Source organism: Leisingera sp. ABM4_060 (assembly GCF_056158765.1).
The window spans coordinates 416,480-442,166 of sequence record NZ_JBSWTX010000001.1; the positions used below are offsets into that span (position 1 = coordinate 416,480).

Below are 25,687 nucleotides of genomic sequence, written 5' to 3' on the forward strand. Positions count from 1 at the left end.
GCTGTTTGCGCATGGATGACATGAACGAGGCCGAAACCGGATTTCCGTGGTTTCGTGCGGTGGCAGTGGTGGCAATCAGCGCCCTGTTCATCGCCGATTACGCTTTCAACATCATGGCCAAGGCACCGCCCCGGTGGGCGTATCTGGTGCTGGGCCTGCTGGCGCTCGGCATCGAAGGCAGGGCCGTTGCGCGGCTGCTGATGCAGTTGGTCAGAGCTGCTGCGAAAATCCCGCATGAGGAGAGAGAAAGATGAAACTGGCAATCGTTATCGGTCATAACGCCCGTGCGCAAGGCGCGGTGCGAATTACTGACGGCCGAACAGAATACGACTGGAACGGCCATCTTGCAGAACTGATTCAGGACATTGAGCCGAAGAATGTGCAAGTGTTCCGGCGGGAATCGGGGCGAGGATACAGCCAGGAGATTGATCGCGTTTATGCGCAGGTGAATGCCTGGGGCGCCGATTGCTCTATCGAGCTGCATTTTAACGGGAGCGCTGATCCGCGCGCCGAAGGTTGCCTGACACTCTCCAGCGGAACGCCCGGCTCGATGATGCTGGCGGCGGAGGTGCAATCACGAATGCTGGCAGTGATGCAAAACCAAGATGACGGCATTCTGAAGCGCGGTCGCGGTGACCGGGGCGGCCGTTCTCTGTGGGCTGGCCGCTGCCCGGCAATCCTGGTGGAGCCGTATTTCGGAGGCAATGCTCGGTTCTGCCATGTGGCAGACGCGCGCAAAGACGAACTCGCAGAGGCCATCTATTGCGGTGCCGCAGCGTTCTGCAGTGAGTTGGCATGAAGCCTGCGGTAATACTCGGCCTTTTGGTTGCGGGGCTGGTCATTGCAGGCGGCGCCGGCTGGCAGGGCTACCGGCTGGGCTTTGCCGCGAGTGAAGCCCGCCACAACGCTGAGCGCCTAGCCCGGATCGAGGCGGGGCGGAAACTGGAGCAAGCGCGGCGGCTGATCGCCCGCGAGCGCGACCAACTGTCCCGCAAACTGGAGGAGCAAGCCTATGCGGAACCTGTTGCGGTGGAGCGCTGCCTTGGCCCTAGCCGGGTGCGCCGGCTTAACGCCATCCGTTGATGGCGCTGACCCATGCCGCCAGCCGGTCCAGATCCCCGCTGGCTGGCTGAGCGATCAGCAAATTGAGGCGATGTGGTCCCGAGACCGGCACGCCCTCCTGGATTGCGGCGACAAGGTGGAAACCCTGTCCGGGCGCGAGCCGAAGAAAGGATAACGGATGATCGGACTTAAAATGGGGCTGGGCTTGTCAACGCGAGGCGGTGCAACCGGTTCGCAGCCTGCTGTTCAGCCTATTGTTTTGGTGGGCGCTTCCAACACTACTGGCGGCGATGACAGCGCTGGCGCTGCGCTCAGCGCCTCGCTGGACGAGCACAGCAACGTCTATCACTTCTTCAGCGCTGACGGCACGATTGGCCTGCTGGACGTGTCCACCGGTATTCCCCGGCCGGGCGGGCTTTCGACCGACAGCACCACGCCGGCCATCAACTTCGCCAAATATCTGAACAGCCTGGACCCGAACACCAAGTACCTGATTGTCAACACGGCAGTCGGCGGGCGCGGCGTCTACAATGGCGGTGATGTGGGCGGCTCCGGGCCATGGGACCCAGACGGGGCGGGCGCAGCTTGGGACATCGGCGATGCCGCCTCGGCCACCGAGGTTTCCGGCGCGCTCTACAAGGCGCACACATCCGGCAACTGGAAAACCGCCGTTGACGCTGCCATTGCCACCAGTTTCCCAGGCCATGCAACCAAAACGCCGATCTTCTTCGGGCATCCGTGCAACGAGAACGACACCGGCGGCGACTTCTCGGACCTCTACGACAAGGCCAAGCGCTGCATTGAGGGCATCCGCACCGCCTGGAGCGCCGCAAGCGCGCCGTGGGTTCTGCACGGCGGCCCGCCGGAGTGGACCTATGCCGGCATCCCCAACCGGGAGAAGATCACGGCGGTGAACTCCCAGCTCGCCCAGCGAATGGCTTACACAGTGTTTGTCGAGGGTCAGGAGGAGAACCAGCACGCAACCGAGGCCATCCACAACAACAACGCCGGGTATCGCCTGCTGGGCACCAAATGCGGCCAGGCGGTTGCGCACGCCAGCGCCAAGACCTCGGCCCCGCACGAATGGGTGGATGTGCTGGACGGCCTGACCAACAAGCCGGATGTGGCCTATGGCCTCTACCGGATGCTTTCCACCTACAGCGGCAACGCTATCAGGGTCAGCAACGGCACCACCGAGACCGACATCGGCTTTGATTCCGAAGGGTATCTGGCTATCAGCGACTTGGAGGCGCATGTTGGCGCCAACACCGGCACCATCACCAAGATCTACGACCAGATGGGCACCGGCAACGAAATGGTTCCCGAAGGCACCGGCAGCGCGAAGATCATCAGCTCTGGTGACCTGCTGTTCCAGGGGCGCCGGTTTGCCTGGGGCTACGATGAAAACAACATTCTGCTGAAAGACACCGCCTATACCGTGCTGGCCGCGGGCGCGCTCCTGGCTGTTGGCCAATTCACCAACGCCTCAAACAGGGTGCAGATTTCCGGCGCTCAAGACACCCTGGCGATTTACCACGAAAGCGGACTGCTTGGTTATGCGCCGGGCAGCGCCACGGAGTACAAATATGCGACCGGGCAGGAGTTTGAGCCCGACTATATCGAAGCGCTCAGCGGGTCCCCACGGGGCTATAACCTCTATGCCAACTATGTCGACTCCAACGGCATGCGGATCGACGGCGCGGCTCAGGCCGCCGGGACAGAGGACGCCTTCAGCTACGGCAGTGCCGGGCTGGCTTGGGGCGGGCGCATCGGTCAGACAAACCGGTATTCCCTTGGCTCGCACGTGGCGGCTCTGGCTTGGGATGCCGCGCCAACCGGCGCCGACCTGGCTGCAATTGACGCCTGGGCCAAGGCGATTTCCCGCGTGGACATCTTGGATGAATAGAGCCTGCTGCTGCACAGGCAAACAGAAAGCCCCGGCAATCACCGGGGCTTTTGTCGTTCTGGGGGGCGGGGGCTAGTTGGATTTGCCGCTAAGGCGGCATACGCCTGAGCTGGCCAAGTAATCGCCGCCAGCGTCGATGCACTTCATCTTCCATGCGAAACTGTTGGACGTCCAAATGCTGATGAACGCCACCAGAGCAACCGCGCCGAACCACGCGAGCGCAGGCCACATGTACTTGTCGATCAATTCTTGGGGCATTGGTCCCTCCGGGGTTAGGTGGATTTCTTCATTCGGTCTGTCTCTACCCAGACCTTGCAGCTGTTGAGCGTGCCGGTTGGCTTTCCCTCGCAGACAGTGGCGCTGAGTTGGGAAGACATTGCCCGCCCTTCATTGAGAATGCGGGTGGTTGCCCAATACTTGCAGGCCTCGTGGATCTCGTCTTCGGTCAGTGTGACCTCAATTGTCGCCATTCAAGCCTCCAGAGAATGAGATAACTTTTATAACGTTGATAATAAGTGAGTCGCTTGACTCTGGCAACGCTTTTTAGATAGCGATAAAAAGAAATCGCGCAGTGAGGCTGTATAAAAAGTGCCCGACACGACCGGAAAAACCGTCTACATCATGCTCAAAGAAGGGCGCCCGGAACTGGGCGACCAAATGGCCGCCGCCAGAGCTTGGGGCGCGGATGTTGATAGGCCAAACGCGGGCGTCTTTAAGGATGACGTGCGCGGGGTCAGATCGACCAAGCCGGAAAAGATCCTGGTGGACCGGGAGTACCTGTTCAGGGATCTGAAGCACGCGGCCAAAGATGAGCAGATCTTCTTTCACACGCCCTTGTGCATCGGCCTATCGCAATCCGACGCTGAAGCCGCCGTCAGAACGGTTTGGGACCGCGGCTGCCTTGTCTATGTCCACAGCAGCGGCGAGGCTGGCAGCCTGCTTTATCGCAAGGGGGACGATCTGACCGGGTTGCTTGAGCAGTTCCAACGCGACTATAACGCGAATGCTATGCGGCTTTCTCGTGCAAGGGGGAAGTCTCGGCCCAAGAAATGATTGGCCAAAGGAGATTGGGTTTGAGTTTCTTTTATCCCTTTAAGGTGAATACAGCGCTGGCGGCCATGGCTGTGCCGCCAAACACATTCGAGGGGTCATGGCGCTCTGAAATGCAGCAAGTCGGAAAAGCAGCAGGGCTCTCGCCTCAGGAAACTGCTTTGCTGATCATTTCAGAGGGCATGGGGATTTCCTTCCCTGACGATGTGGAAGTCGCACTTGGCGTCTGGAGGCGGGAAGGCAAAGTGGACATCTCAAAGCCTGAGGTGACCCAGGCGCTTCATAAGATGGGTTTTTCCTTGGTTATGCTGGCGCAGCAGTCCAGGTAAGGAGCGGTTGCGCCGCTCCCACTTTCCCCCTTTGTTTCCGCTTTGTCTGTGGGAGTGGAATTGGCCAAGGTGCTGATTTTGCGCGGTTCAACTGGAACTTAAAATCCCCTGTGCGCGCCGGGAGAACAGAACGGAGCCGAAACAGGAATGTTGAGAGGTGTGTTGAGAGCGTTTCGCGGCGCTTTCGTGAAATCGGCGTAAGTGCCTGATTTTATTTGGAGGCGAGTACCGGAATCGAACCGGTGTACACGGATTTGCAATCCGCTGCGTCACCACTCCGCCAACTCGCCATCCGTGGTGTAGGCGTGATTAATCACATGCCCGGCGCCGGTGCAAGAGGCGTTTTGCCTCTGCCCGGGCCAAAAATTGCTTTTCTTTCTGGATGGCTAGAATTTCATTTGAGTGGACTTCGGTCAAGGGGCGCTGCCGGCGGCCGCGGCACGGATGCCTGCGGCGATCAGTTCTGGCGCACCGGGCAGGGCGCCGGCAACCGGCAGCACAATTCCTTTGAACCGGGCCGTCTCCAGGGCTGCTGGAAGATCCTGTTTCACATGGTCGCCGGCCTGGGCAAAGAACGGCAGGCAGAAGGTGCGGGCAGGCAAGGGCGCCGCCGCGGCGGCGATCCGGGGGTCTTGTTCGACATAGCCGGGCGAGACCGCGCAACCCGGCAGCAGAGGGCGCAGGCGGGCGGCAAATTCTTCGGCCGCTTCTGCCGCTTTGGGGCCGCGGGCAGAGCCGTGGGCGGCCAGCAGCAGATGCAGGCCATGCAGGTCCCAACCCTGTTTGCCGGCCGCGTCCTGCACCGCCCGGGCGGCAAGCTGCGGAAGGCCGGGATCCAAGCCGAACGGTGCTGCCATCCGGCAGCTGACGCCGTTCAGGCGCTCCGGCAGCACCTTGGCGGTGAAGTAGCCCCGGGACATGAAGAACGGGTAGATCAGGGCGCCATCGGCTGTTTGCTTTTCGAGACGGCTGGCGGTGGAAAGCGTGGCGGAGCGGACCTCCCAGCCCGGCAGATGCGGCGCAACCGCCAAAGCCAGCTGCGCCAGATCTGCCTCGGCGGGTGCCGGGTCAGAGGGCTGGCCATGGGCGGTGATGACGGCAACGGGCGGGATTGAGGTCAAGGCGCTGATCCGGAAGCAGGGTGAAGCCAGGCGGCTGGAATACAGTGTCATTTGAGCAGCTTGCCGGGTTTTCGCAAGGGGCGCGGCGTTTTTTCCGGCTGGGCGGGGATAATCGAAATCAAGATGGTTGACCTCGCCGGACGCTTCCCATACATCAGCAAATGTCCTGAGCGGGTATGGTGAAATGGTATCATAAGAGCCTTCCAAGCTTAAGGTGCGGGTTCGATTCCCGCTACCCGCTCCAGACCTTCCCGGAACTTCTGAACTGGTACGATCTGCCGCGGCGGATGCCTGTTTTCTTGCATATATTTAAACTGCTGAACGCTTGACGCCGATTGCCTGCGGGGCCATGAACCTTGGCATATGCGGCGGGCGCGGGCCCGTGACGGCGCAAGACTGTTTGAAGGATCCGGAATGGCGCGAAATCAGGCGGCCCCGAACGCGGAGCAGGAGCGGGCGAGCTCGCGGAAAATTGGTGTGCTTTCGGCGCTGTGGCCGTTTATGCGGCCCTACCGGGTGCTGATGTTCGCTGCCACCTGCGCGCTGGTGATGACGGCCGGGCTGTCGCTGACGCTGCCCTTGGCGGTGCGCCGGGTGGTGGATAATTTCCGGGTCTCCGATTCCGAGCTGCTGAACCTCTATTTCAGCGCGGCTTTGGTGATTGCGGCGCTGCTGGCGGTTGGCACCGGTGTGCGCTATGCGCTGGTGACCCGGCTGGGGGAGCGGGTGGTGGCCGATATCCGCAAGGCGGTGTTTGACCGGGTGATCGGCATGAGCCCGGAGTTCTATGAGCGGATCATGACCGGCGAGGTGCTGAGCCGGATCACCACCGATACCACATTGATCCAGTCGGTGCTGGGCTCCTCCGTCTCCATTGCGCTGCGCAACCTGCTGATTTTCCTGGGCGGCATGGTGCTGATGCTGCTGACCTCGGCCAAGCTGACGATGCTGGTGCTGCTGATCGTGCCTGCCGTGATCGTGCCGATCCTGGTGCTGGGCCGCCGCCTGCGGGCGATCAGCAAAGAGAACCAGGACTGGATCGCGGCCTCCTCGGGCAATGCAGGCGAGGCGCTGGGGGCAGTGCAGACGGTGCAGGCCTATACCCATGAGGCAGCAAGCCGCTTGAAATTCGGCGAGATGACCGAGACCGCTTATGACGTGTCACGCCGCCGTATCCAGACCCGGGCCTATCTGACTGTCATTGTGATCTTCCTGGTGTTCTCCGGCATTGTCGGCGTCCTGTGGATGGGCGCCAATGACGTGCGCGCGGGCCTGATGAGCGAGGGCACCCTGATCCAGTTCGTGATCTATTCGGTGCTGGTGGCCGGTTCCGTTGCTGCCCTGTCGGAGATCTGGAGCGAACTGCAGCGCGCCGCAGGTGCGACCGAGCGGCTGGTGGAATTGCTGAACGCCGAGGATACCGTGCTGGATCCGGCTGCGGCGCAGGTGCTGCCGGCGCCGGTGAAGGGCGCGATTGAGTTTGACAATGTGTCGTTCCGCTATCCCTCGCGCCCCGATGTCTCGGCGCTGGAGGCGGTGTCGCTGAAGGTGCAGCCAGGTGAAACGGTTGCCTTTGTCGGCCCGTCGGGGGCGGGCAAGACCACCATCATCCAGATGCTGCAGAGGTTTTACGACCCCAACCAGGGGGCGGTGAAGCTGGACGGCATGGCGCTGACCGATCTGCAGCGCGATGAGTTCCGCCGCCACATTGCGCTGGTGCCGCAGGATCCGGTGATCTTTGCCGCTTCGGCGCTTGAAAACATCCGTTTTGGCCGGCCGGATGCTTCGGATGCGGAAGTCGAGGCCGCTGCCAAGGCCGCCGCGGCACATGAGTTCATTTCGAAGCTGCCCGACGGCTATGGCAGCTTTGTCGGCGAGCGCGGCGTGATGCTGTCGGGCGGCCAGAAGCAGCGGATTGCCATTGCCCGCGCCATTTTGCGGGATGCGCCGGTGCTGCTGCTGGATGAGGCCACCTCGGCGCTGGACGCCGAAAGCGAGCGGCTGGTGCAGGCGGCTGTGGACGAGCTGAGCCAGGGCCGCACGACGCTGATCGTGGCGCACCGGCTGGCCACGGTGAAAAAGGCCGACCGGATCGTGGTGATGGACCAGGGGCGGATTGTGGCTTCTGGCACCCATGACGAATTGGTGGCGGCGGGCGGGCTTTATGCACGGCTGGCCAAGCTGCAATTCACTGAAGGGCTGGCGGCGGAATAGCCGCAGCACTGCGTAAGACTTCTGGCGCCCCGGACCGGTTCCGGGGCGTTTTTGCCTGGAACCGGTCCGGGATCCGGGCTTGGCGCCACGTCATCGGGCAAATTGCCTTGGCGTGACCCCGACCCGGCGCTTGCGCAACTGCGCGTTTGCAATAGTCTGGGCAAAAACAGGACACACTCCGTGCACCGGGCGTACACCGGCTGTGCACCGGGGGAACGGGGAGGAGATCTATGGGTTTTTCCGGAATCGCGGACCGCGACGCGCTGCAGAACGAAATGCCGTGGGAGGCGCGGGAGCTTCCGGCTACGCTGTACGGGCTGCTATCGCGCACCGCGGGCAAATACCCGGACAGCAAGGCGGTCAGCTATCAGATTTTCTCGGGCCCGCAGGACAAGGCGGAAACCCTGACCTGGAGCACCCTGAAGGATCAGGTGAGCCAGGCCGCCAACATGTTCCGCGCGCTGGGAGTGGGCGAGCAGGATGTGGTCGCCTACGTGCTGCCCAACTGCCACGAAACACTGGTGACCATGCTGGGGGGCGCAGTGGCGGGGATCGTGAACCCGATCAATCCGCTGTTGGAGCCGGAACAGATCGCATCGATCCTGCGCGAGACCAAGGCCAAGGTGGTGGTGACCCTGCGGCCCTTCCCGAAAACGGACGTCGCGCAAAAGGTGGCCGAGGCGGTGCGCCATGCACCGGGGGTGAACACGGTGCTGGAGGTGGACCTGAACCGCTATTTGACACCGCCCAAATCCTGGATCGTGCCGCTGCTGCGGCCCAAGCTGGACAGCCGGCCGAGCCATGCGGACTACCTGAATTTCTCCAGGGAGATGGCCAAGCATCCCAAGACGCTGAGTTTTGCCGACAGTGATGGCGACCGGGTGGCGTGTTATTTTCACACCGGCGGCACCACCGGCATGCCCAAGGTGGCGCAGCACAAGTATTCCGGCCTGATCTACAACGGCTGGATCGGCCACACGCTGTTGTTCACCGAAGAAGACAACATCATGTGCCCGCTGCCGCTGTTTCATGTCTTTGCGGTGCATGTGATCATGATGGCGGCGATTGCCTCGGGCGCGCATGTGGTGTTCCCGACGCCGCAGGGCTACCGCGGCGAGGGCGTCTTTGACAACTTCTGGAAGCTGATCGAACGCTGGAAGATCAGCTTTATCATCACCGTGCCCACCGCTGTTTCGGCGCTGATGCAGCGGGAGGTGGATGCGGATATTTCTTCGGTGAAAACGGCGTTTTCGGGGTCGGCGCCGATGCCGATGGAGCTGTTCAAGCGGTTTGAGAAAGTCTCGGGCGTGGCGATTGTCGAAGGCTACGGGCTAACAGAGGCCACCTGCCTGGTTTCCTGCAACCCGCCGGGCGGCGAGAAGAAGGTCGGCTCGGTCGGCATCCCGTTCCCCTATACGGATGTGCGCATCGTCAAGCAGACCAATGATGGCCCGCTGGAATGCGGTGCCGACGAAGTGGGCGAGATCTGTGTTTCCAGCCCCGGTGTCTTTGCCGGCAACACCTATACCGAGGCCGACAAGAACGCGGATCTCTACTATCAGGACACCCATTTGCGCACCGGCGACCTGGGCCGGATCGACGAGGAGGGCTACCTGTGGATCACCGGCCGGGCCAAGGATCTGATCATCCGCGGCGGCCACAATATCGACCCGGCCGAGATCGAAGAGGCGCTGCTGGGCCATGAGGCTGTGGCCTTTGCCGGCGCCATCGGCCAGCCGGATTCGCACGCGGGCGAGCTGCCCTGCGCCTTTGTCGAACTGGTTGAGGGGGCCTCTGTCAGCGAGGCGGAGCTGCTGGAGTACTGCAAGGTGCACGTGCATGAACGCGCTGCGGTGCCCAAACATCTGACGGTGCTGGACGCGCTGCCGAAAACCGCGGTTGGCAAGGTGTTCAAGCCGGACCTGCGCAAGCACGCGATCACCCGCGTCTACAACGGCGCGCTGGAGGCGGCCGGGCTGGCGGCGCGGGTTGTCAGTGTCACCGACGACAAGAAACGCGGGCTGGTGGCGCAGGTCGCTGCCAATGGCAGCTCTGAAGCCGAGATCAACGGCGTGCTGAACAATTTCACCCGGCCCTGGGAGCCTGCCGCAGCAGCCTGAGGCCCCGGAACTGACGTGAGATAAAGAGCGCCCTCCGGGGCGCTTTTTCTTTCAGGCATTCCATTTGCGGGAAACTCTGCCTAGGCTCTGGAAAAACACTGGCACTGGGAGGCTCGCAGATGGACTATGAAAAGCTGATCGACGAGGAGACCTGGGACTTCATCCAGAAGACCGGAGAGCTCTATCCCGATGATGCTGTCGACATGTCCATCGAAGAACAGCGCCGGATATACAACTCCATGGCGCAGGAGTTCCGGGTGCCGCGGCCGGATGTGGTCTCGGTCGAGGATATCTCGGCCAATGGTGTGCCGGTGCGGATCTATACCGCGGGCGACCCGACCCGGACAGTGATGTTCTGCCATGGCGGCGGGTTTGTGGTCGGCGGGCTCGACAGTCATGACGACGTCTGCGCCGAGATCTGCGCCCAGACCGGCTACCGGGTGGTGGCGGTGGATTACCGGCTGGCGCCCGAGCACAAGCATCCGGCGGCGTTCGAGGACGCCTGGGTGGTGCTGGGCTGGGTCGAAGCGGCCTATGGCAAGGGGATTGTGCTGATGGGCGACAGCGCCGGGGCCAACCTGTGCGCCGCGGTGGCGCATCATGGCCGCAGCCGCACCGAGGCGATCCTGGGCCAGGTGCTGATCTATGGAGCCTTTGGCGGTGATATGAACCAGGGTTCCTATATCGAACATGCCCAGGCGCCGATGCTGACCCGCGAGGATGTGCTGTATTACCATCGCATCCGGGCGGACGGGGAGCCGCCGGAGAACGACCCGCTCTATGCGCCGTTGGCGGACAGCGACTTTTCGGACCTGCCGCCGACCGTGCTGGTCAGCGCCGATTGCGACCCGGTGCGCGACAATTCCCGCGATTACCGCGACCGCATCCTGGCGGCCGGCGGCAAGGCGCATTGGATCAACGAGCCGGGGCTGATCCACGGCTACCTGCGCGCCCGCCACAGCGTCGGCCGGGCCCGCGACAGTTTCGAGCGGATCTCGGTTGCGATCGAGGCGCTGGGGCAGGGGGTATGGTCCTACGAGGACTGACTATCCTGCGTAATCCTGGCAGTGCTCCTGAAACAGCGAGGTATCCAGCCAGCCGCCGCTGGTCACCTGCCAGTCGGGGCCGGAGGTGGTGACATAGGTCCAGCTGCCCACCGGGATATGCGAGTAGTTCACATAGTCGCCGGGGGTGATCTGCCCGACCAGCGGCGCATCCGGGCGGTGTCCGGCGCGCAGGCCCATGACCGGGCCAAGCCAGCCCAGGCAGGCGCTCTCGTATTCATCGCGCACCGGCAAGTCCCACAGCTGATAACGCAGGAACAGGTCATCCAGATCCAGGGAGGTCCGCTTGTTGTTTACCCGGCAGGCGAACCGCGCTTCCATCTCCTTGACCAGCGCCACCATGCGTTCGGCCTGCGGCGGCAGCGAGACGGATTTGCCGATGCAATCGCCGTTGTTGAACACCGCCTGGCCCAGCGGCGAGCCGAAGCAGTAACCGGCACGGTCGATCACTGCGTTGCGGGTGAACCAGAGGTCATGGCAGGCATCGCTGGCCACGGCAGGGGAGGCCAGCAGGGAAACGGCAAACACAAGGGACTTCATGGCAATCCTTCCTGACAAATGAAAACGGCGGCCTTGTGCCAGTCTAGCACAAAGCCGCCGCGCAAGTGTCAGTGGTGCCGGGTTACTTCAGGAAGGACTCGTGCTTCATGGTGTCAGCAACCGGTGCACCCAGGCGTTTCAGGATGGTCGGGGCCAGCTGCCGCTGGTCGATCACCTCGTCATGGTCGGGGCCGTCGGCCTCGCCAAAGTAATAGAGCGCGGTTTCCTGCTGCAGTGCGCCGCGGCCGCCGTGGTGGCCGCGCTCGTCCTGGCCGTGGTCGGCGGTGACGATCACCTCATAGCCCAGGTCGCGCCAGCGGGTGATGAAGGGGGCCAGCATCTCGTCCATCACGAAACAGGCGTGGTCCATTTCCTGGCAGTCGTGAAAGAACCGGTGGCCCATGCAGTCCAGCGTGCAGGTGTGCAGCATGCCGTAGTCGAGGCCGAAGCGCAGGCAGAGATTGGTCAGGGTGCCGAACAGATCGACATCCGAGGGCGTCATCTGGTTGTCCTTGCCGTAGCCGGTCATCGAGTGGAAACGGCCATGGTTGATGGTCTTGCTCTCCGGCTCGTCATATTCGATGTCGCGCACGTAATCGAAGGGGTGGCGGTTGAAGAAGGAGGACCAGTAGCTGTGCGCCACGGCACCGGTCACACCGCCGGCTTCGCGCACCTGGGAAAACACGTCCTTCTCCTTCAGGCGGAAGACGTTGGCGTTGCCGGTGGAGCCGTGGATGGCGGGCGCAACCCCGGTGTGGATCGAGGCATAGCAGCTGGCCGAGATCGACGGCAGCACCGAGCGCAGTTTCCAGACGCGGGCATCGCCGCTGTCCACCCAGCCTTCCAGGTTTCCGAACAGCCGGCGGAAATTGCGCCACGGCACACCGTCCAGAATGATGAGCAGGAGTTTGTTGTCCATTCGCCGAATCCTTTTGCCTAGCGGACGCCTAGCTGCGGCATCTACGTGTCACTTTCTTGAAGGGCCATTCAAAAAACGGACAAATGGTCTGAAACCGTCATTTTGGAGCGGTTTTTTCCACTGCGTGTCCCGGTTCGGCGCAGCAGGGCATTACAGGCCAGTGGCCAGAACATAGCTGCCGGCCAGGACCAGCAGTCCGCCGGTGGCAGCAGTGAACAGCCGGCCATGGGCAAAGTGCTTTTCGGCCAGCACATAAAGCGCCAGGCCTGCAATCCAGTAGAGGTTCATGATGCCGCCGGCAAACAGCAGCAGCATCAGCGCCCAGCAGCAGCCCAGGCAAAAGGTTCCATGATGGGCGCCCATCAGCAAAGCACCAGCCAAGCCTGTGCGGTTGTGCGCGGTCAGAAAATGCACCGGCAAACGGCAATGGGTAAGGCAGGCGTGCTTGTAGGGGGTGAACTGATAGGCGCCCGCCGCCAGCAGAAGTGCACCGCCAAGGGCACGGCTGCTGAGCGACATCATTGGGCCGTTTGACAGGCCAACTGTTTCCAGCCCCCACTGCAAGGCGGTGGCTGCGATTGAGAACACTCCCCAGGCCAAGAGATAGCCGCTGAGGAACACCAGGCCCAGCAGCGGGGCCTGGTCCGGGCGGGATCCGGCTTTCTTGATAGCTGTGAACAGCAGCAGCACCGGTGCTGCGCTGGGGGTCATCATCGCGACCATCATGACCCACCACATCAGGAAGATCAGCACGGCATAGGACGCCGTCCAGACAGTGCCGCTGCCCATTTGCATCGGTTCGCCGATCGGGCGGGCCATGCGGGTCATCTCGACAGCGCTCATCTCCATGCCAACGCCGAAGATGGTGTAAAGCGCGCTCAGCAGCACGACAAACCCGGCGGCGCCGATCACTATGGCCCGGTCATGGCGGGCCAGCCGTTCGGCCTGCCCATCGGTGTGCTGCGGCCGGCCCATGGCAGGTCAGGCCGCCCGCTGAACGCCTGCACCGGTCAAGTGCAGCTCGGCGACGTGGGCGTGAGTATTGCTGTTCTTCTCCAGGCTTATGGCAGAGCCGGGGGTTTTGGTGCTGCCCCGAGCCACCGAGGCCTCGGCATATTCGAAGCCGTTGGGCAGTTTGATCTGCACCGAATGCGGCGCGCCGGAAACGATGTTGGGGATCGGCTCTACCGAGGTTTCGCCGATATCGCCGGCCTTGGCATGGCCCTTGCCGGTTGCGGTGTCATAAGTCAGGCTGACCGCGGCGCTGAGGGTTTCATGCCGGGTCGTGCACATGGCGTTGAACACAAAGAACATGGTGGCGAATTCGGCGGTGTCCTGGCCGGTCATGATCGCCTCGAGCGCGGCTTTCTGACCCGCCGTTGCCCGCTCGTCGATGATCAGCTGCATCTCGCCGTTGCCCTCGTGGATCGGCCCGGGCCATTTGTAGATGGCTGCCGCCAGCAGCCCGTCCAGGCTGGTCTCCCCGTAGTGCCCCGTGTCGATCCGGAATGTCAGCATCGCCTCGCAGGTGCCATCATTGGGCAGTTGCGAGAACTGGCAGGGGCAGCCGGGAACGCAGTTGCAGTTCGCGATTTCAAATCCGTGAATGGCCCAGTCCGTCATGGCAGTCCCTCCTGTTCCGCCGCAAAAGCAAAACTGCCCGGAGGATTTGGGTTAGGCCTGCATGAGGAAACAGCCACGCTCAGTTATATTACTATTACTTGCGGCTGGTTCCGCCGCATTCTCCCCGGTGGCAATAAAATACCACAAATTGCAGGGGAGCCGAATAAGAAAAAGCCCCCGCCCGCAATGCGGGCAGGGGCCAGGCTGCGGAATATCCGCCGGTTCAGTTGCCGGCGCTTTCCATCTTGCGGTTGGCGATCACCTCTTCCAGCCAGCCGAGCCGCATCTCGGGGACAGAGCTGAGCAGCAGGTCGGTGTAATCGTCGAACGGCGGGCTCAGCACCTTGGACTTGCCGCCGTAGCGCTGGACCTGGCCCTGGTACATCACCGCGATGTTGTCCGAGATGGCACGTACCGTCGCCAGGTCGTGGGTGATGAACAGATAGGCCACGTCCTCGATCTTCTGCAGGTCCAGGAGCAGCTTCAGGATGCCGTCCGCCACCAGTGGGTCCAGCGCCGAGGTGACCTCGTCGCAGATGATCATCTTGGGCTTGGCCGCCAGCGAGCGGGCGATGCAGACACGCTGCTTCTGGCCGCCGGACAGTTCCGCCGGATAGCGGTCGATGAACTTTTCGCCCAGTTCGATCTCATCCAGCAGTTCGATGATCCGCTTCTTCTTCTCCGCGCCGCGCATGCCGAAGTAGAATTCCAGCGGGCGGCCGATGATGGTGCCGACGGTCTGGCGCGGGTTCATCGCCACGTCCGCCATCTGGTAGATCATCTGCAGCTCGCGCAGGTCCTCGCGGGTGCGGCCCTTGAGGTCTGGCGACAGCTTGCGGCCGGCAAACTCGATCTCGCCTTCGCGCGGGGGCAGCAGGCCGGTGATCACCCGGGCGAGGGTGGATTTGCCCGAGCCGGATTCACCCACCACGGCCAGGGTCTGGCCGGGGTAGAGATCGACATTCACGTTCTTCAGAACGTCGAAGCTGGTGCCCTTGTAGCGCGCGGTGATGTTGCGCACGCTCAGCACCGGATCCGGCGTCGGGGCCTTTTCCTCGTGCTCGATGGAGCGGACCGAGACCAGCGCCTTGGTGTACTCCTCCTGCGGGTTGTTGATGATCTGGTCAACATTGCCGTATTCGACGGTGTTGCCCATCTTCAGCACCATGATGTCGTCGCTCACCTGCGCCACAACCGCCAGGTCGTGGGTGATGTAGAGCGCGGCCACGCCGGTGTCGCGGATCGCTTCCTTGATCGCCATCAGCACGTCGATCTGGGTGGTCACATCAAGCGCGGTGGTTGGTTCGTCGAACACCACCAGATCCGGCTCCGGGCACAGCGCCAGCGCGGTCATGCAGCGCTGCAGCTGGCCGCCCGACACCTGGTGCGGGAAGCGGTCGCCGATGTTGTCCGGATCCGGCAGGCCCAGTTTGGCAAACAGCACCCGGGCACGGTCTTCGGCTTCCTTGCGGGAGAATTTCTTCTGCTCCACTGCCGCCTCGACCACCTGGTCCATGATCTTTTTGGCCGGGTTGAAGGAGGCTGCTGCCGATTGCGACACATAGGTCACCTCGCCGCCGCGCAGAGAACGCACGTCGCGGTGGCCGCTCTTCAGGATGTCGCGGCCATTGACCCAGACCTCGCCGCCGGTGATCTGCACACCGCCGCGGCCATAGGCCATGGAGGCAAGACCGATGGTGGACTTGCCGGCACCGGATTCACCGATCAGCCCCAGGACCTTGCCGGGCGCGAGGTCAAAGCTGACCCCGTGCACGATCTCGATGTCGCGGGGCTTTTCGCCGGGCGGAAAGATGGTCGCGCCGATTTTCAGGCCGCGGACTTTCAACAGGGTATCGCTCATCCGCGGCCTCCTTTCAGCGATGTGGTCCGGTTCAGCACCCAGTCAGCCACCAGGTTGACCGAGATCGCCAGGGTGGCGATGGCAAAGGCCGGGATCAGAGCCGCAGGAATGCCGTAGACGATGCCTTCCTTGTTCTCTTTCACGATGCCGCCCCAGTCAGCCTCAGGCGGCTGCACGCCCAGGCCCAGGAAGGACAGGGTGGAGACAAACAGAACCGCAAAGATGAAGCGCAGGCCCATCTCCGCGATCAGCGGCGACAGGGCGTTGGGCAGGATCTCGCGGAAGATGATCCAGGCGGTCTTCTCGCCGCGCAGGCGGGCTGCCTCGACATAGTCCATGACTTCGATATCCACCGCGACGGCCCGGGCCAGGCGGTAGACGCGGGTGGCGTCCAGAAGGCCCATCACGATGATCAGCATCGGAATGGTGACCGGCGCAACCGACAGCACCACCAGCGCAAAGATCAGCGTCGGGATCGACATCACCAGGTCGACAAAGCGCGACAGCGCCTGGTCGACCCAGCCGCCCATCACCGCGGCAAAGAAGCCGAGGACAGAGCCCAGGGTGAAGGACAGGACAGTCGCAGCGGTGGCGATGAAGATGGTGGTGCGGCCGCCGTAGATCATCCGGCTGAGAAGGTCGCGGCCGATGTTGTCTGTGCCCAGCAGGTATTCAGAGCTGGAGGGCTCCCACACATCGCCGACCACCTCGCCAACGCCATAGGGCGCCAGCAGCGGGGCAAAGATTGCGGCAAGGAAGTAGAGGGCCGTGAAGAACAGCCCGATGACTGCGGAAATAGGGATGTTCTTCATTTCGGGTGCCTCAGGCGCGGGTTGCTCAGGATGGCGACGATATCGGCGATCATGTTGAGACCGATATAGACGGCGGCAAAGATCAGGCCGCAGGCCTGGACAACAGGCACGTCACGTTTGGACACGTGGTCCACCAGGTACTGGCCCATGCCGGGGTAGACAAAGACCACCTCGATCACCACGACGCCGACCACCAGATAGGCGAGGTTCAGCATCACCACGTTGACGATCGGTGCGATCGCGTTCGGGAACGCATGGCGGTAGATCACCTGAAAGGCGTTGAGGCCCTTCAGTTCGGCGGTTTCGATATAGGCCGACTGCATCACGTTGAGGATGGCCGCGCGGGTCATCCGCATCATGTGGGCCAGAACAACCAGTGTCAGCACGGCGATCGGCAGGGCGATGGCGTTCAGTTTTTCAAACAGGCTCATGCTGTCGTTGACCATTGCAACAGACGGGAACCAGCGCAGTTTCACTGCGATGACGAACATCAGCACGTAGCCGATCAGGAATTCGGGGATCGAGATCGAGGCCAGGGTCACGGCCGAGATCAGCTTGTCAGGCCAGCGGTCCTTGAAGCGGACGGCAAGAAGGCCCAGGAAAATCGCGAGGGGAACGGCAACCACGGCGGCCCAGAAGGCCAGGAACAGAGTGTTCCCAAAACGGCCGGCAATCGCGGTGGTGATGTCCTGTCCGCTGGTCAGTGCTGTGCCCAGGTCGCCCTGCAGCGCGCCGAACAGCCAGGAGAAATAGCGCTCAAGCGCCGGTTCGTTCAAGCCCAGTTCCTTGCGCAGGTTGGCCAGGGCTTCGGGGGTGGCGGATTGGCCGAGAATGGATTGAGCAACATCACCAGGCAGAACGATCGTGCCGGCAAAGATCACCACGGAGATGAGCAGCAACAATAGAAGGCTCAGCGCAATGCGCTGAGCCAAAAGTTTTACGATCGGAGACATATTAGGCTTTGACCCACATCTTCATCGGCGCGTAGCCATTCATCAGGGGCTGGCCTTTGACACCTTCCTGCCAGCCGTCGATCTTGTCGGTGGTTGCATCGACAAAGTCGTTGAACATCGGGCAGATCAAGCCGCCTTCGTCGCGCAGGATGGTGGACATGTCGGCATACATCTGGGTCCGCTTGGCGGTGTCCAGCTCGCCGCGGGCGGCAACCAGGATCTGGTCGAACTTCTCGTTGAAGAAACGGGTGTCGTTCCAGTCCGCGTCCGACTTGTAGGCGGTCGAGAACATCTGGTCCTGGGTCGGACGGCCGCCCCAGTAGCTGGTGCAGAACGGCTGCGCGTTCCAGACTTCCGACCAGTAGCCGTCGTTCGGCTCGCGCTTGATGTCCAGCTTGATGCCGGCGCTGGCGCAGGACTGCTGGAACAGCGCTGCCGCATCCGGCGCGCCCGGGAAGGAGTTGTCCGAGGTGCGCAGCAGGATGCCGCCGTCATGGCCCGACTTCTTGAGGTGGAACATGGCCTTGTCCGGGTCATATTCACGCTGCTCGAACTCGGTGAACAGCGGGTAGGAGGCGTTGATCGGGGTATCGTTGCCGACCGAGCCATAGCCGTTCAGGATCTTGTCGACCATTTCCTGGCGGTTGATGCCGTATTTCAGCGCCATCCGCACGTCGTTGTTGTCGAACGGTGCGGTGTTGCAATGCGCGATGAACACGTAGTGGCCGGCAGCAGCGGTGGAGTGCACGGTGACGCCCGGCGCGCGGCCGACCAGCTTGGCGGTTTTCGGCGGCACCCGGTCGATCAGGTCGACCTGGCCGGACTGCAGCGCGGCAACACGGGCGGTGTTGTCGTTGATCACCACCAGCTCCAGGGTGTCCGCGTTGCCCAGATCGCCCCAGTAGTGGGGGTTCTTCTCGGCCACGAAACGGACGCCCATGTTGACGTCTTTCAGCACATAGGGGCCGGTGCCGATGGCGGCTGCCGGATCGTCCTTGCCGCCGTTGGGCTGGATTGCCAGGTGGTAGTCGGACAGCAGATAGGGCAGGTCGGCGTTGGGCGAGTCCAGCTCAAAGACAACGGTGTCGCCGTCGGCGCGCACGTTCTTGATGCCGCGCATGATGCCCAGGGCGCCGGATTTGGTTTCCTCGCCCGAGTGGCGGTCCATGGTGGCGACAACGTCGTCCGCGGTCACCGCCTGGCCGTTCGAGAACATCACGCCCGGGCGCAGCTTGAAGGTCCATACGCTGGCGTCGGCGGAGGCTTCAAAGCTCTCGGCGACCTTGCCTTCGATGCCGCCGTCGGGCGCCAGTTCGACCAGCGGTTCGCCCCACATCCGGATCAGCATCAGGCCGACCTGGTTGGTGGTCAGCGCCGGGTCCAGGCTGTCGGTGGTGGAGCCGCCCTGCAGCGCCATGCGCAGGGTGCCGCCTTTTTGCGGGCCGGCGGCCTGGGCTGCGCTGGACAGCAGCAGGTTTGCGGAAACAGCGGTAAAGCCCAGTGCGGCGGCTTTGCCCAGGAAGTCGCGGCGCGACAGTTTGCCTGCCGCAGCCTGACTGGCCAGATACTGCATGTGTCTGTTCATGGAGTTCTCCCGATTGGTTGTGGTGCCTCCAGCACCTTTTTCTTGATTGGTGGTTCAAGATTTGCCGATTTGCCGCAACCTCGCAAGCGTTATTCGCAGGGGGCGCGGCGCAGATGCTCACGGGGCTGTGAGTTCCGTTGGATTGATGTCGCGTTTTTGAGATGAGGTGCCGTTTTTGGGTTTGGTGCCAATTGTAAATCAAAAAAACATCTGGAATGCGACAAGAAATTTTTGTGCCCGCATTTGGCGGTTTTTTTATGAATCTGCCCCGGTGCGCCCGGAAACAGCCTGCCTGTGTGACAGAATCGATGCTTCCAGGCCAAAAAACGTCGCCCGTGCCGCATCCGGCAAAGCCCGTGCCGGGCTGCAGGGGCCTGCTGCCGCCGGGGTTCCGGCATCTTTGCGGCAGCCGGGGCTGTGCCGGCGCCAAGGGGTCAAGCGTCGCCGGTGTCGATCCAGATGGTCACCGGCCCGTCATTCAGCAGCCGCACCTTCATGCTGGCGCCGAACTGCCCGGTGGCGGTTTTGATCCCCAGGCTTGCAAGCCGGGCGGCAAAATATTCATAAAGCCGTTTCCCCTCGGCCGGGGCTGCCGCGGCGGAAAAGCCGGGCCGGTTGCCGCGGCGGGTGTCGGCGGCCAGGGTGAACTGGCTGACCACCAGAACGCTGCCGCCGGTGTCCAGAACCGAGCGGTTCATCTTGCCGGCTTCGTCCTGGAAGATCCTCAGCCTGGAGATCTTGGCGGCCAGCTGCTCCGCCTCGGCCTCGCCGTCGCCCTGCATGGCGCAGATCAGCACCAGCAGGCCGGGACCGGTTTCTGCGATGGCTTCACCGTCCACGGTGACCGAGGCCTCGCTGACCCGTTGTATCAATGCGCGCATGTCTGTTCTCCGGATGTGTCTTGTTTGCGGCCGCCCGGTGCCGCCGCTGAGTTGCAGAGAGGGGCGCCGCCCCTCTTGGCCTGCGGCCAATTCACCCCGGAGTATTTTTTACCAGAAAGAAGCAGGGATGGTGCTGCTATCAGCTTTGCGGTGCCCCAGGCGTGCCGGGGCAGTGTCACTGCTGTCCCGCGAAATAGGCAACCGCAGCAACCGCCGCCGCGGCGGCCAGGGCAGCGGCGGCGATTTTGATCGCCGAATAGGGGCGCTCTCCCTGCACCCGGCCGGATTGGCCATTGACCACAAACCGGTAGGTCTTGCCGCGGTATTTGTAGGCAGCGAGCCAGACCGGCAGCAGGATGTGCTTGAAGGTTACTTCGGACATCTTGGTGCCGATATGGCCGATGCGCTGACGGTCGCCGCCGATGTCAAAGCGGACATCGCGTTCGATCACCCGGTCCATCTTCTGCCCGGCTTCGGCAAATCCGGCTTCCAGATCCACCGTATAGGCTTCGGCCCGGAACCCCGCCAGATACTGCGGCTGATAGGGCTCCAGCTGCGACAGGTCCCAAGGCTCCAGCGCCTCGGTGTAGCGTTTGGGAAGGCTCTTTGATGCCAGCACCAGCACATCGTCGAAAAACCGCTGCACCCGGCCCGAAACCGGCGTCCAGCGCACCTTGGAGACCTGCCGGGTCTTGGTCTCGCCATCCTGCTGATAGGTTTCGGTCACGTAATAGACGGTGCCGCGCTGGCCGGAATAGCTGCTGCGGGTCTGGGCGTCGTAGGTCCAGTAGGGCACATAGATGCCCTGCATGCGCCGGCCTTTGCGGGCGTAGTCCTTGAGGCCGTTCGGGGCGAACCACAGTTGCCCCAGCCAGGTACTCATGGCCTTGCGGGCTTCGCGTTCCGCTATAGCAAAGGGCAGCACGCCCTTGGGCTTGATGTGCCGGTTCTCGCCGGTGCCGGTGACCACCGGGGTGGCGCAGAAAGGGCATTCCTTGGCGTGGGTGTCCGGGGCGAACTCAACCTGTGCCGCGCAGTTGGGGCAGGCGGAGACGCGGGTCACTTCGATTTCCGCTTCCGGCAGCTGGTCGGCCACAGCGGCGCGGAAATCCAGCTCCTGCAGGGCGCCTCCCGTCCAGGGGCCGCTGCGGATGCTGTTGGTATGGCCGCAATGGCCGCAGGTCAGCGTGCCATTTGCTGGATCATAGGAATAATCCGCGCCGCATTGCTCGCAGGGGAAGCGGTGGCTCTCTTCATTGTTGGAGGCCGCAGAAGAGGGCGGCGGCGGGGGCATGGTCACGGGAGCAAGCCTGTCGTGCAGCGGAGGTTAGGGGCAATCGGGCGCAGGTCAGCCTGCCGGAGGCGGCGGCGGGGGAGGCGGCGGCAGGATGGTGAAGAGCTGCGCCAGCTCCATCACGTCGCCTGCGCGTTTCCAGCCGTCCTGGCCGGGGGTCCAGACATGGGTTTCGCGGGTCAGCGTGCCCTCCTGCGCCATCCGTCCCATCCGGGCCTTGGAAAACGGGCCGGAGGTCTGTCCGTCTACCGCAATGTGCCAGACGTGCTCGACCGGCGGCGGGGGCGGCGCCACGGGGGCGGCCTGCGGGGCTGCGGCAGGCGCTGCCGGTGCAGCGGCAGCGGGGGCGGGGCGGGCGCCCCAGGGACCGGAGGGCTGACCCGCTGCCATCTGTCCCATTTGCTGGGCCATCGCCATCCCCATGCCCATTCCCATGCCGGCACCTATGCCGCTGTTCGGGGTTTGCGCCGCCGCGGTCATCGCTTCGGCTGCGGAAAACTGGGTGTAGCGGCCCAAGTCGCCCAGCACGCCCATCTGGGTGCGCTTGTCCAACGCTTCCTCCACCGCGGGCGGCAGCGAGATGTTCTCGATGTAAAGCTCGGGCATCATCAGGCCATACTCGGCCAGGGTGCCGGAAATCTCTGCTGCGACCAGCCTGCCCAGGTCGCCGGTGTTCGCGGCCATATCCAGCACTGGAATGCCGGAGCCGGCCACAACGCGGGAGAACTCCTGCACGATGATGTTGCGGATCTGATAGGAGATCTCGTCCATGGTGAACTCGCCATCGGTGCCGACGATCTCGGTCAGGAAGCGGGCTGGATCGGCCACCCGGATGGTATAGGTGCCAAAGGCGCGCAGCCGGACGGGCCCGAATTCCGGGTCGCGGCAGATGATCGGGTTCTTGGTGCCCCACTTCAGGTCGCTGAAGCGGGTGGTGTCGACAAAGTAGATCTCCGACTTGAACGGCGACTGGAAGGCATGGTCCCAGTGCTGCAGCGTGGTCATGATCGGCATATTGTTGGTCTCAAGCATATAGAGACCGGGCGTGAACACATCCGCCAGCTGGCCCTCATGCACAAACACGGCCGCCTGGCCCTCGCGCACCGTCAGCTTGGCGCCGTATTTGATCTCATGGCCTTCACGCTCGAACCGCCAGACCATGGTGTCATGGGTGTCATCCACCCAGTGAATGACATCAATGAATTCGCCTTTGAGAAAATCAAAAATACCCATGCATCAGGTCCTCTTCATGTGGCGGCCTATAGTTCCTGGCCCATCGCCTCGCGGGCGAGAATGCGGATCACGGGGCGGGCTTCTTCCAGGCTCATCCCGGTCTTCAGTCTTGGATCATACAGCATCTGCAGCAGTTTTTCGTCAAAGCTGGTCAGCAGCGCAAATTCGTCGTCGTCGTTGAAAATCGAGGGCCGCGCCCGGGGGCTGTCATTTCTGAGGCCCAGGCCTTGTGCCACTTCCTCATGCACGCAGCTTTTGCGCACCAGATCCGGGTGCTCGGCGCGGATCAGTGCGACGCCGCGAGTATAGGAGAGCGGATCGCTTTGCGGCCCGCCTGCCACCACCAGGCAATAGAAGCTGCGCGGTGGTGCGGCCAGCAACGAGAGATCCCTGGCGCTGATTGCCGGCAGCAGTTCGCGCACCCGTTCGGCCACAAAGGCGCTGTCGTCGAGGCTGGCAAAGATCACATGGAAATTGGCGCGCGCGGCCACGGTGCTGACGGGATGGCCGGTGATCCGCGCCAGCCGCGCCGCATAGCCGGTGACCGTTTGCCGGTCCGCCTCCCGCTGCCCGGGCGGCACCGATGGCCCGAATTCGGAGACAATCCGCACCGGCCCGGCCCAGCGGCCCAAGCCGCCGGAAATGCCGGAACCGCCGTATTCGTCGTAAAACGCCAGTGCCTCAAAGCTTTCGGCCAGGTCCTCGGCGTCATAAGGCGTGTCCGGCCCGCCGCCATCGGTGCGCAGCAGCCCGCGGGTCAGCAGGTCGCGCTGCAAGACGTTATAGTAATAGGCCAGCTGGGCGCTGTCGGCAGAGGGCTTGTAAACCGCCGGCTCAGGCTGCGCCGGGCGGGCCTGGGGCACCAGCGATTCCGGCTGGGCAAAGGGCAGGCACGCGGATAGGGCAGCCGCCGCCAGCAAGGCGGCGCCGGTCTTCAGAGCTCCCGTATGTGCCTGCGTCCAAGCCACTCCGGTCAGTTCGGAACCGCGGTGCCGGCGGTGTCGCCGACCCCGTCGCGGCGTGCCTTGGCGGCGGCCAGGGTGTCGCGCAGCTCGGCTTCCATCTTTTGCAGGTCGGCTTCGGCGGCGGCGCGTTTGGCCTTGCCCTCATCGGCGATGCGCAGGCTGTCCTGGATGGTGCCGATCAGGTCCGCGTTGGCCTGTTTCACCGCTTCGATGTCAAAGACCCCGCGTTCCATCTCCTGGCGGATCATCTCATTGGATTGGCGCAGGTTGGCGGCGTTGGATTTCATAAGCTCGTTGGTCAGGTCGTTGGCGTCGCGCACCGCGGCCGCAGCCTGGGCCGAGCGCTGGATCGTCAGCGCCTGCGCCAGCTGGGTTTCCCACAGCGGCACGGTGTTCACCAGGGTCGAGTTGATCTTGGTCACAAGCGACTTGTCGTTTTCCTGCACCAGCCGGATCGAGGGCAGCGACTGCATGGTGACCTGCCGGGTGAGCTTCAGGTCATGCACCCGGCGCTCCAGATCATCGCGGGCAGCCCGCAGGTCGCGCAGCTCCTGCGCCTTCATGACCTGATCCTCATCCGGCGCAGCCTGTACTTCTGCTTCCTTGGCAGGGATCGCGGTGCCGTCCAGTTCCGCCAGCTTGGCCTCGCCCGCGGCAATGTACAGGGCCAGCTCGTCATAGAAGCTCAGTGTCTTCTCATAGAGCATGTCGAGCGATTTGATGTCTTTCAGCAGCGTGTGTTCGTGCCCCAGCAAATCATCGGTGATCTTGTCGATCTGCCCCTGCACGGTTTCATAGCGTGCGGTGAACTTGGCGAAGGGCGCCGCCTTGCCCAAGAGACGTTCCCAGAAGGTCGGCTTGCGCCGCACATCCAATTCCGAGACCGAAAAGCCGCGGATGGCGGTGACGATATTGCGCAAGGAGTCGCCCGCAGGGCCCACATCCTTGTTGCGCACGTCCGCGAGCATGGCCTGGCTGATGGTCTGCAGTTCACCCTGCGCGGCGGAGCCGAAATGGATGATCGAGTTGGTATCGGCGATGTCGATCTGGTCCATCCGCACCCGGATCGCCTCGCCGGCTTGCGCATCGGCCTGTTCCAGCGGCTGCACTTCGGCCACGGGTTCGGGCAGCTCAATGGCTGTGACTTCCTTTACCAGGGCCTCGGCCTCTGCGGCTTTTTGTTGAATGGCTTCAGACATGAAAGGCTTCCTCACTCATCAATTCCGGTCCAGCTGGACCCCTTCGCGCTGCAGCCGGTCGCGCAGCACATCAATTTCAACGGTCAGATCCGCGCGGTCCTCGACCAGCATCTTGCGGGTGCGCGCGGCAAAATTCTGTTCCAGATCATCCAGAAGCGCCATGTAGCCGGCGCGGGCCTGGGCGTCCTGGCTGCGGGCGTAAATGTCGGCGAATTTCACCGTCGCGTCGCGGGCGCCCTGCAAGTAGACCGTCAGGTACTTGCGGGCGGCAGTCAGGTCGCGGGGGTCTTCCTCGACCGTGCGGAACAGGTCGCGGGCGACGGCCTGGAACTGTTCCACCCGCGCCTCAACCCGGCGGTCGCGGGCGCGCAGGGCGGCGTCCTTCATCGCGGCCAGGCTCTGTTCGGCCTCATCAACCGCGCGGGCGACCCGGGACTGCTGGAAATCGTCGACCCCTTCGACACCCTTGTCCTGCAGCGGGTCGATGCCAAAGGCGGCGATATGCAATCCAGCTGTGGCTGCCGCATAAACCGCAGCAATCAAAATGCCGGGCTCGGCCTTCCACGCCGCCAGTGCCGCGCCGCTGCCGGCCAGCAGGGCTGCCAGGATCTTGCGGGGCAGGGCGGGTTTGCGGGCCACTTTACGGGCATCAAAGGCGGCTTGCGCCTTCAGTCCTTCGCGCAGCAGAAAGGCGGCGCCGGTCCAGAGACCGGCGCCAGCCAGCCCCAATGCGAGGCCAGTTGCACCATCGTTCAAGGACAGCAGGGTCAGAACGGCAGGCGGCACGAACATCAGGTTCGCGCGCACCCCCACCGGGTCGACCTGGGCATTTCGGAATGATTGCGCAGGCGCTGTTGTCTGCGAGGCAGACTTGCCGTCCGGGCTGTATTTGCCGCCGAAACGCTGTGCCATGCGGTCAGCCTCCCACAATCCAGCCGGTGCTGAGGCCCAGCATC

At 63.2% G+C, this 25,687-nt stretch carries 26 protein-coding genes and 2 tRNA genes; 10 read left to right on the forward strand and 18 right to left on the reverse strand.

Features of this window, described 5'->3' with window-relative positions; genetic code table 11:
• Positions 1-11: 11 nt before the first annotated feature.
• The 4 genes from ACXAEH_RS02040 to ACXAEH_RS02055 all read left to right on the forward strand — a co-directional run bounded on the left by ACXAEH_RS02040 (position 12) and on the right by ACXAEH_RS02055 (position 2,968).
• Positions 12-254 (forward strand): hypothetical protein, encoded by a 243-nt coding sequence (locus ACXAEH_RS02040; protein WP_475030832.1) that lies wholly within the window; start codon positions 12-14, stop codon positions 252-254.
• Entirely contained in the window at positions 251-799 is a 549-nt protein-coding gene (locus ACXAEH_RS02045; protein ID WP_475030833.1) for an N-acetylmuramoyl-L-alanine amidase, read from the forward strand. Before ACXAEH_RS02040 ends, ACXAEH_RS02045 begins: the two co-directional genes overlap by 4 nt.
• Positions 796-1,083: a hypothetical protein gene (locus tag ACXAEH_RS02050; protein WP_475030834.1), complete on the forward strand. Its 288-nt coding sequence runs from the start codon at positions 796-798 to the stop codon at positions 1,081-1,083. The genes ACXAEH_RS02045 and ACXAEH_RS02050 overlap by 4 nt, the downstream gene beginning before the upstream one ends.
• A 157-nt stretch (positions 1,084-1,240) precedes the next feature.
• Positions 1,241-2,968, forward strand: coding sequence for a hypothetical protein (locus tag ACXAEH_RS02055; protein WP_475030835.1), 1,728 nt, complete (start codon positions 1,241-1,243; stop codon positions 2,966-2,968).
• Between the two features lie 72 nt (positions 2,969-3,040).
• Here the strand turns inward: ACXAEH_RS02055 and ACXAEH_RS02060 are convergent, their stop codons facing one another.
• Together ACXAEH_RS02060 and ACXAEH_RS02065 are read right to left on the reverse strand one after the other, a co-directional pair.
• The gene (locus ACXAEH_RS02060; RefSeq protein WP_475030836.1) at positions 3,041-3,226 is read right to left on the reverse strand and encodes a hypothetical protein; all 186 of its coding nucleotides are present in this window, start codon (positions 3,224-3,226) and stop codon (positions 3,041-3,043) included.
• Between the two features lie 14 nt (positions 3,227-3,240).
• A complete protein-coding gene (locus tag ACXAEH_RS02065; RefSeq protein ID WP_475030837.1) occupies positions 3,241-3,438 on the reverse strand; it encodes a hypothetical protein in 198 nt (65 codons plus the stop codon).
• 118 nt (positions 3,439-3,556) lie between these two features.
• Here ACXAEH_RS02065 and ACXAEH_RS02070 point away from each other — a divergent pair, with 118 nt between their 5' ends.
• Positions 3,557-4,021: a hypothetical protein gene (locus tag ACXAEH_RS02070; RefSeq protein ID WP_475030838.1), complete on the forward strand. Its 465-nt coding sequence runs from the start codon at positions 3,557-3,559 to the stop codon at positions 4,019-4,021.
• Positions 4,022-4,041: 20 nt separating this feature from the next.
• Entirely contained in the window at positions 4,042-4,347 is a 306-nt protein-coding gene (locus ACXAEH_RS02075; RefSeq protein ID WP_475030839.1) for a hypothetical protein, read from the forward strand.
• A 216-nt stretch (positions 4,348-4,563) separates the two neighbouring features.
• Here the strand turns inward: ACXAEH_RS02075 and ACXAEH_RS02080 are convergent.
• Together ACXAEH_RS02080 and ACXAEH_RS02085 are read right to left on the reverse strand one after the other, a co-directional pair.
• Positions 4,564-4,637, reverse strand: a tRNA-Cys gene (locus ACXAEH_RS02080).
• A gap of 123 nt (positions 4,638-4,760) precedes the next feature.
• The gene (locus tag ACXAEH_RS02085) at positions 4,761-5,519 is read right to left on the reverse strand and encodes a CbiX/SirB N-terminal domain-containing protein (protein WP_475030840.1); all 759 of its coding nucleotides are present in this window, start codon (positions 5,517-5,519) and stop codon (positions 4,761-4,763) included.
• Between the two features lie 119 nt (positions 5,520-5,638).
• On the opposite strand from ACXAEH_RS02085, the gene ACXAEH_RS02090 reads away from it, so the two are divergent.
• From ACXAEH_RS02090 to ACXAEH_RS02105, 4 genes are all read left to right on the forward strand, one after another.
• Positions 5,639-5,712 (forward strand) — tRNA-Gly (locus tag ACXAEH_RS02090).
• Positions 5,713-5,882: 170 nt separating this feature from the next.
• A complete protein-coding gene (locus ACXAEH_RS02095; RefSeq protein WP_475030841.1) occupies positions 5,883-7,682 on the forward strand; it encodes an ABC transporter transmembrane domain-containing protein in 1,800 nt (599 codons plus the stop codon).
• 230 nt (positions 7,683-7,912) lie between these two features.
• Positions 7,913-9,802 (forward strand): acyl-CoA synthetase, encoded by a 1,890-nt coding sequence (locus tag ACXAEH_RS02100; RefSeq protein ID WP_475030842.1) that lies wholly within the window; start codon positions 7,913-7,915, stop codon positions 9,800-9,802.
• A 119-nt stretch (positions 9,803-9,921) separates the two neighbouring features.
• Entirely contained in the window at positions 9,922-10,848 is a 927-nt protein-coding gene (locus ACXAEH_RS02105) for an alpha/beta hydrolase (protein WP_475030843.1), read from the forward strand.
• On the opposite strand, the gene ACXAEH_RS02110 is transcribed toward ACXAEH_RS02105, so the two are convergent.
• From ACXAEH_RS02110 to ACXAEH_RS02175, 14 genes are all read right to left on the reverse strand, one after another.
• Entirely contained in the window at positions 10,849-11,406 is a 558-nt protein-coding gene (locus ACXAEH_RS02110; RefSeq protein ID WP_475030844.1) for a DUF4453 domain-containing protein, read from the reverse strand.
• Between the two features lie 82 nt (positions 11,407-11,488).
• A complete protein-coding gene (locus ACXAEH_RS02115) occupies positions 11,489-12,325 on the reverse strand; it encodes an alkaline phosphatase family protein (protein ID WP_475030845.1) in 837 nt (278 codons plus the stop codon).
• A gap of 150 nt (positions 12,326-12,475) precedes the next feature.
• On the reverse strand, positions 12,476-13,300 hold the full coding sequence (locus tag ACXAEH_RS02120) for a DUF2182 domain-containing protein (protein WP_475030846.1): 825 nt from the start codon (positions 13,298-13,300) through the stop codon (positions 12,476-12,478).
• Between the two features lie 6 nt (positions 13,301-13,306).
• Positions 13,307-13,948 (reverse strand): DUF1326 domain-containing protein, encoded by a 642-nt coding sequence (locus tag ACXAEH_RS02125; RefSeq protein ID WP_475030847.1) that lies wholly within the window; start codon positions 13,946-13,948, stop codon positions 13,307-13,309.
• A gap of 223 nt (positions 13,949-14,171) precedes the next feature.
• Positions 14,172-15,809, reverse strand: coding sequence for an ABC transporter ATP-binding protein (locus ACXAEH_RS02130; protein WP_475030848.1), 1,638 nt, complete (start codon positions 15,807-15,809; stop codon positions 14,172-14,174).
• Positions 15,806-16,621, reverse strand: a complete 816-nt coding sequence (locus ACXAEH_RS02135) for an ABC transporter permease (RefSeq protein WP_475030849.1) — start codon at positions 16,619-16,621, stop codon at positions 15,806-15,808. Before ACXAEH_RS02135 ends, ACXAEH_RS02130 begins: the two co-directional genes overlap by 4 nt.
• On the reverse strand, positions 16,618-17,574 hold the full coding sequence (locus tag ACXAEH_RS02140; protein ID WP_475030850.1) for an ABC transporter permease: 957 nt from the start codon (positions 17,572-17,574) through the stop codon (positions 16,618-16,620). Before ACXAEH_RS02140 ends, ACXAEH_RS02135 begins: the two co-directional genes overlap by 4 nt.
• Before the next feature lies 1 nt (position 17,575).
• Positions 17,576-19,159 carry an ABC transporter substrate-binding protein gene (locus ACXAEH_RS02145; RefSeq protein ID WP_475030851.1) on the reverse strand — a complete coding sequence of 528 codons (1,584 nt, stop codon included), beginning with the start codon at positions 19,157-19,159 and terminating at the stop codon, positions 17,576-17,578.
• 434 nt (positions 19,160-19,593) lie between these two features.
• Positions 19,594-20,040, reverse strand: coding sequence for a D-aminoacyl-tRNA deacylase (gene dtd / locus ACXAEH_RS02150; protein ID WP_475030852.1), 447 nt, complete (start codon positions 20,038-20,040; stop codon positions 19,594-19,596).
• 175 nt (positions 20,041-20,215) lie between these two features.
• Positions 20,216-21,334: a primosomal protein N' (replication factor Y) - superfamily II helicase gene (locus tag ACXAEH_RS02155; protein WP_475035501.1), complete on the reverse strand. Its 1,119-nt coding sequence runs from the start codon at positions 21,332-21,334 to the stop codon at positions 20,216-20,218.
• Between the two features lie 54 nt (positions 21,335-21,388).
• Positions 21,389-22,567, reverse strand: coding sequence for an SPFH domain-containing protein (locus tag ACXAEH_RS02160; protein ID WP_475030853.1), 1,179 nt, complete (start codon positions 22,565-22,567; stop codon positions 21,389-21,391).
• 26 nt (positions 22,568-22,593) lie between these two features.
• Positions 22,594-23,535, reverse strand: a complete 942-nt coding sequence (locus ACXAEH_RS02165; RefSeq protein ID WP_475030854.1) for a DUF2927 domain-containing protein — start codon at positions 23,533-23,535, stop codon at positions 22,594-22,596.
• 5 nt (positions 23,536-23,540) lie between these two features.
• Positions 23,541-24,731 carry a toxic anion resistance protein gene (locus ACXAEH_RS02170; protein WP_475030855.1) on the reverse strand — a complete coding sequence of 397 codons (1,191 nt, stop codon included), beginning with the start codon at positions 24,729-24,731 and terminating at the stop codon, positions 23,541-23,543.
• 18 nt (positions 24,732-24,749) lie between these two features.
• Positions 24,750-25,643 (reverse strand): 5-bromo-4-chloroindolyl phosphate hydrolysis family protein, encoded by an 894-nt coding sequence (locus tag ACXAEH_RS02175; protein ID WP_475030856.1) that lies wholly within the window; start codon positions 25,641-25,643, stop codon positions 24,750-24,752.
• Between the last annotated feature and the right edge of the window lie 44 nt (positions 25,644-25,687).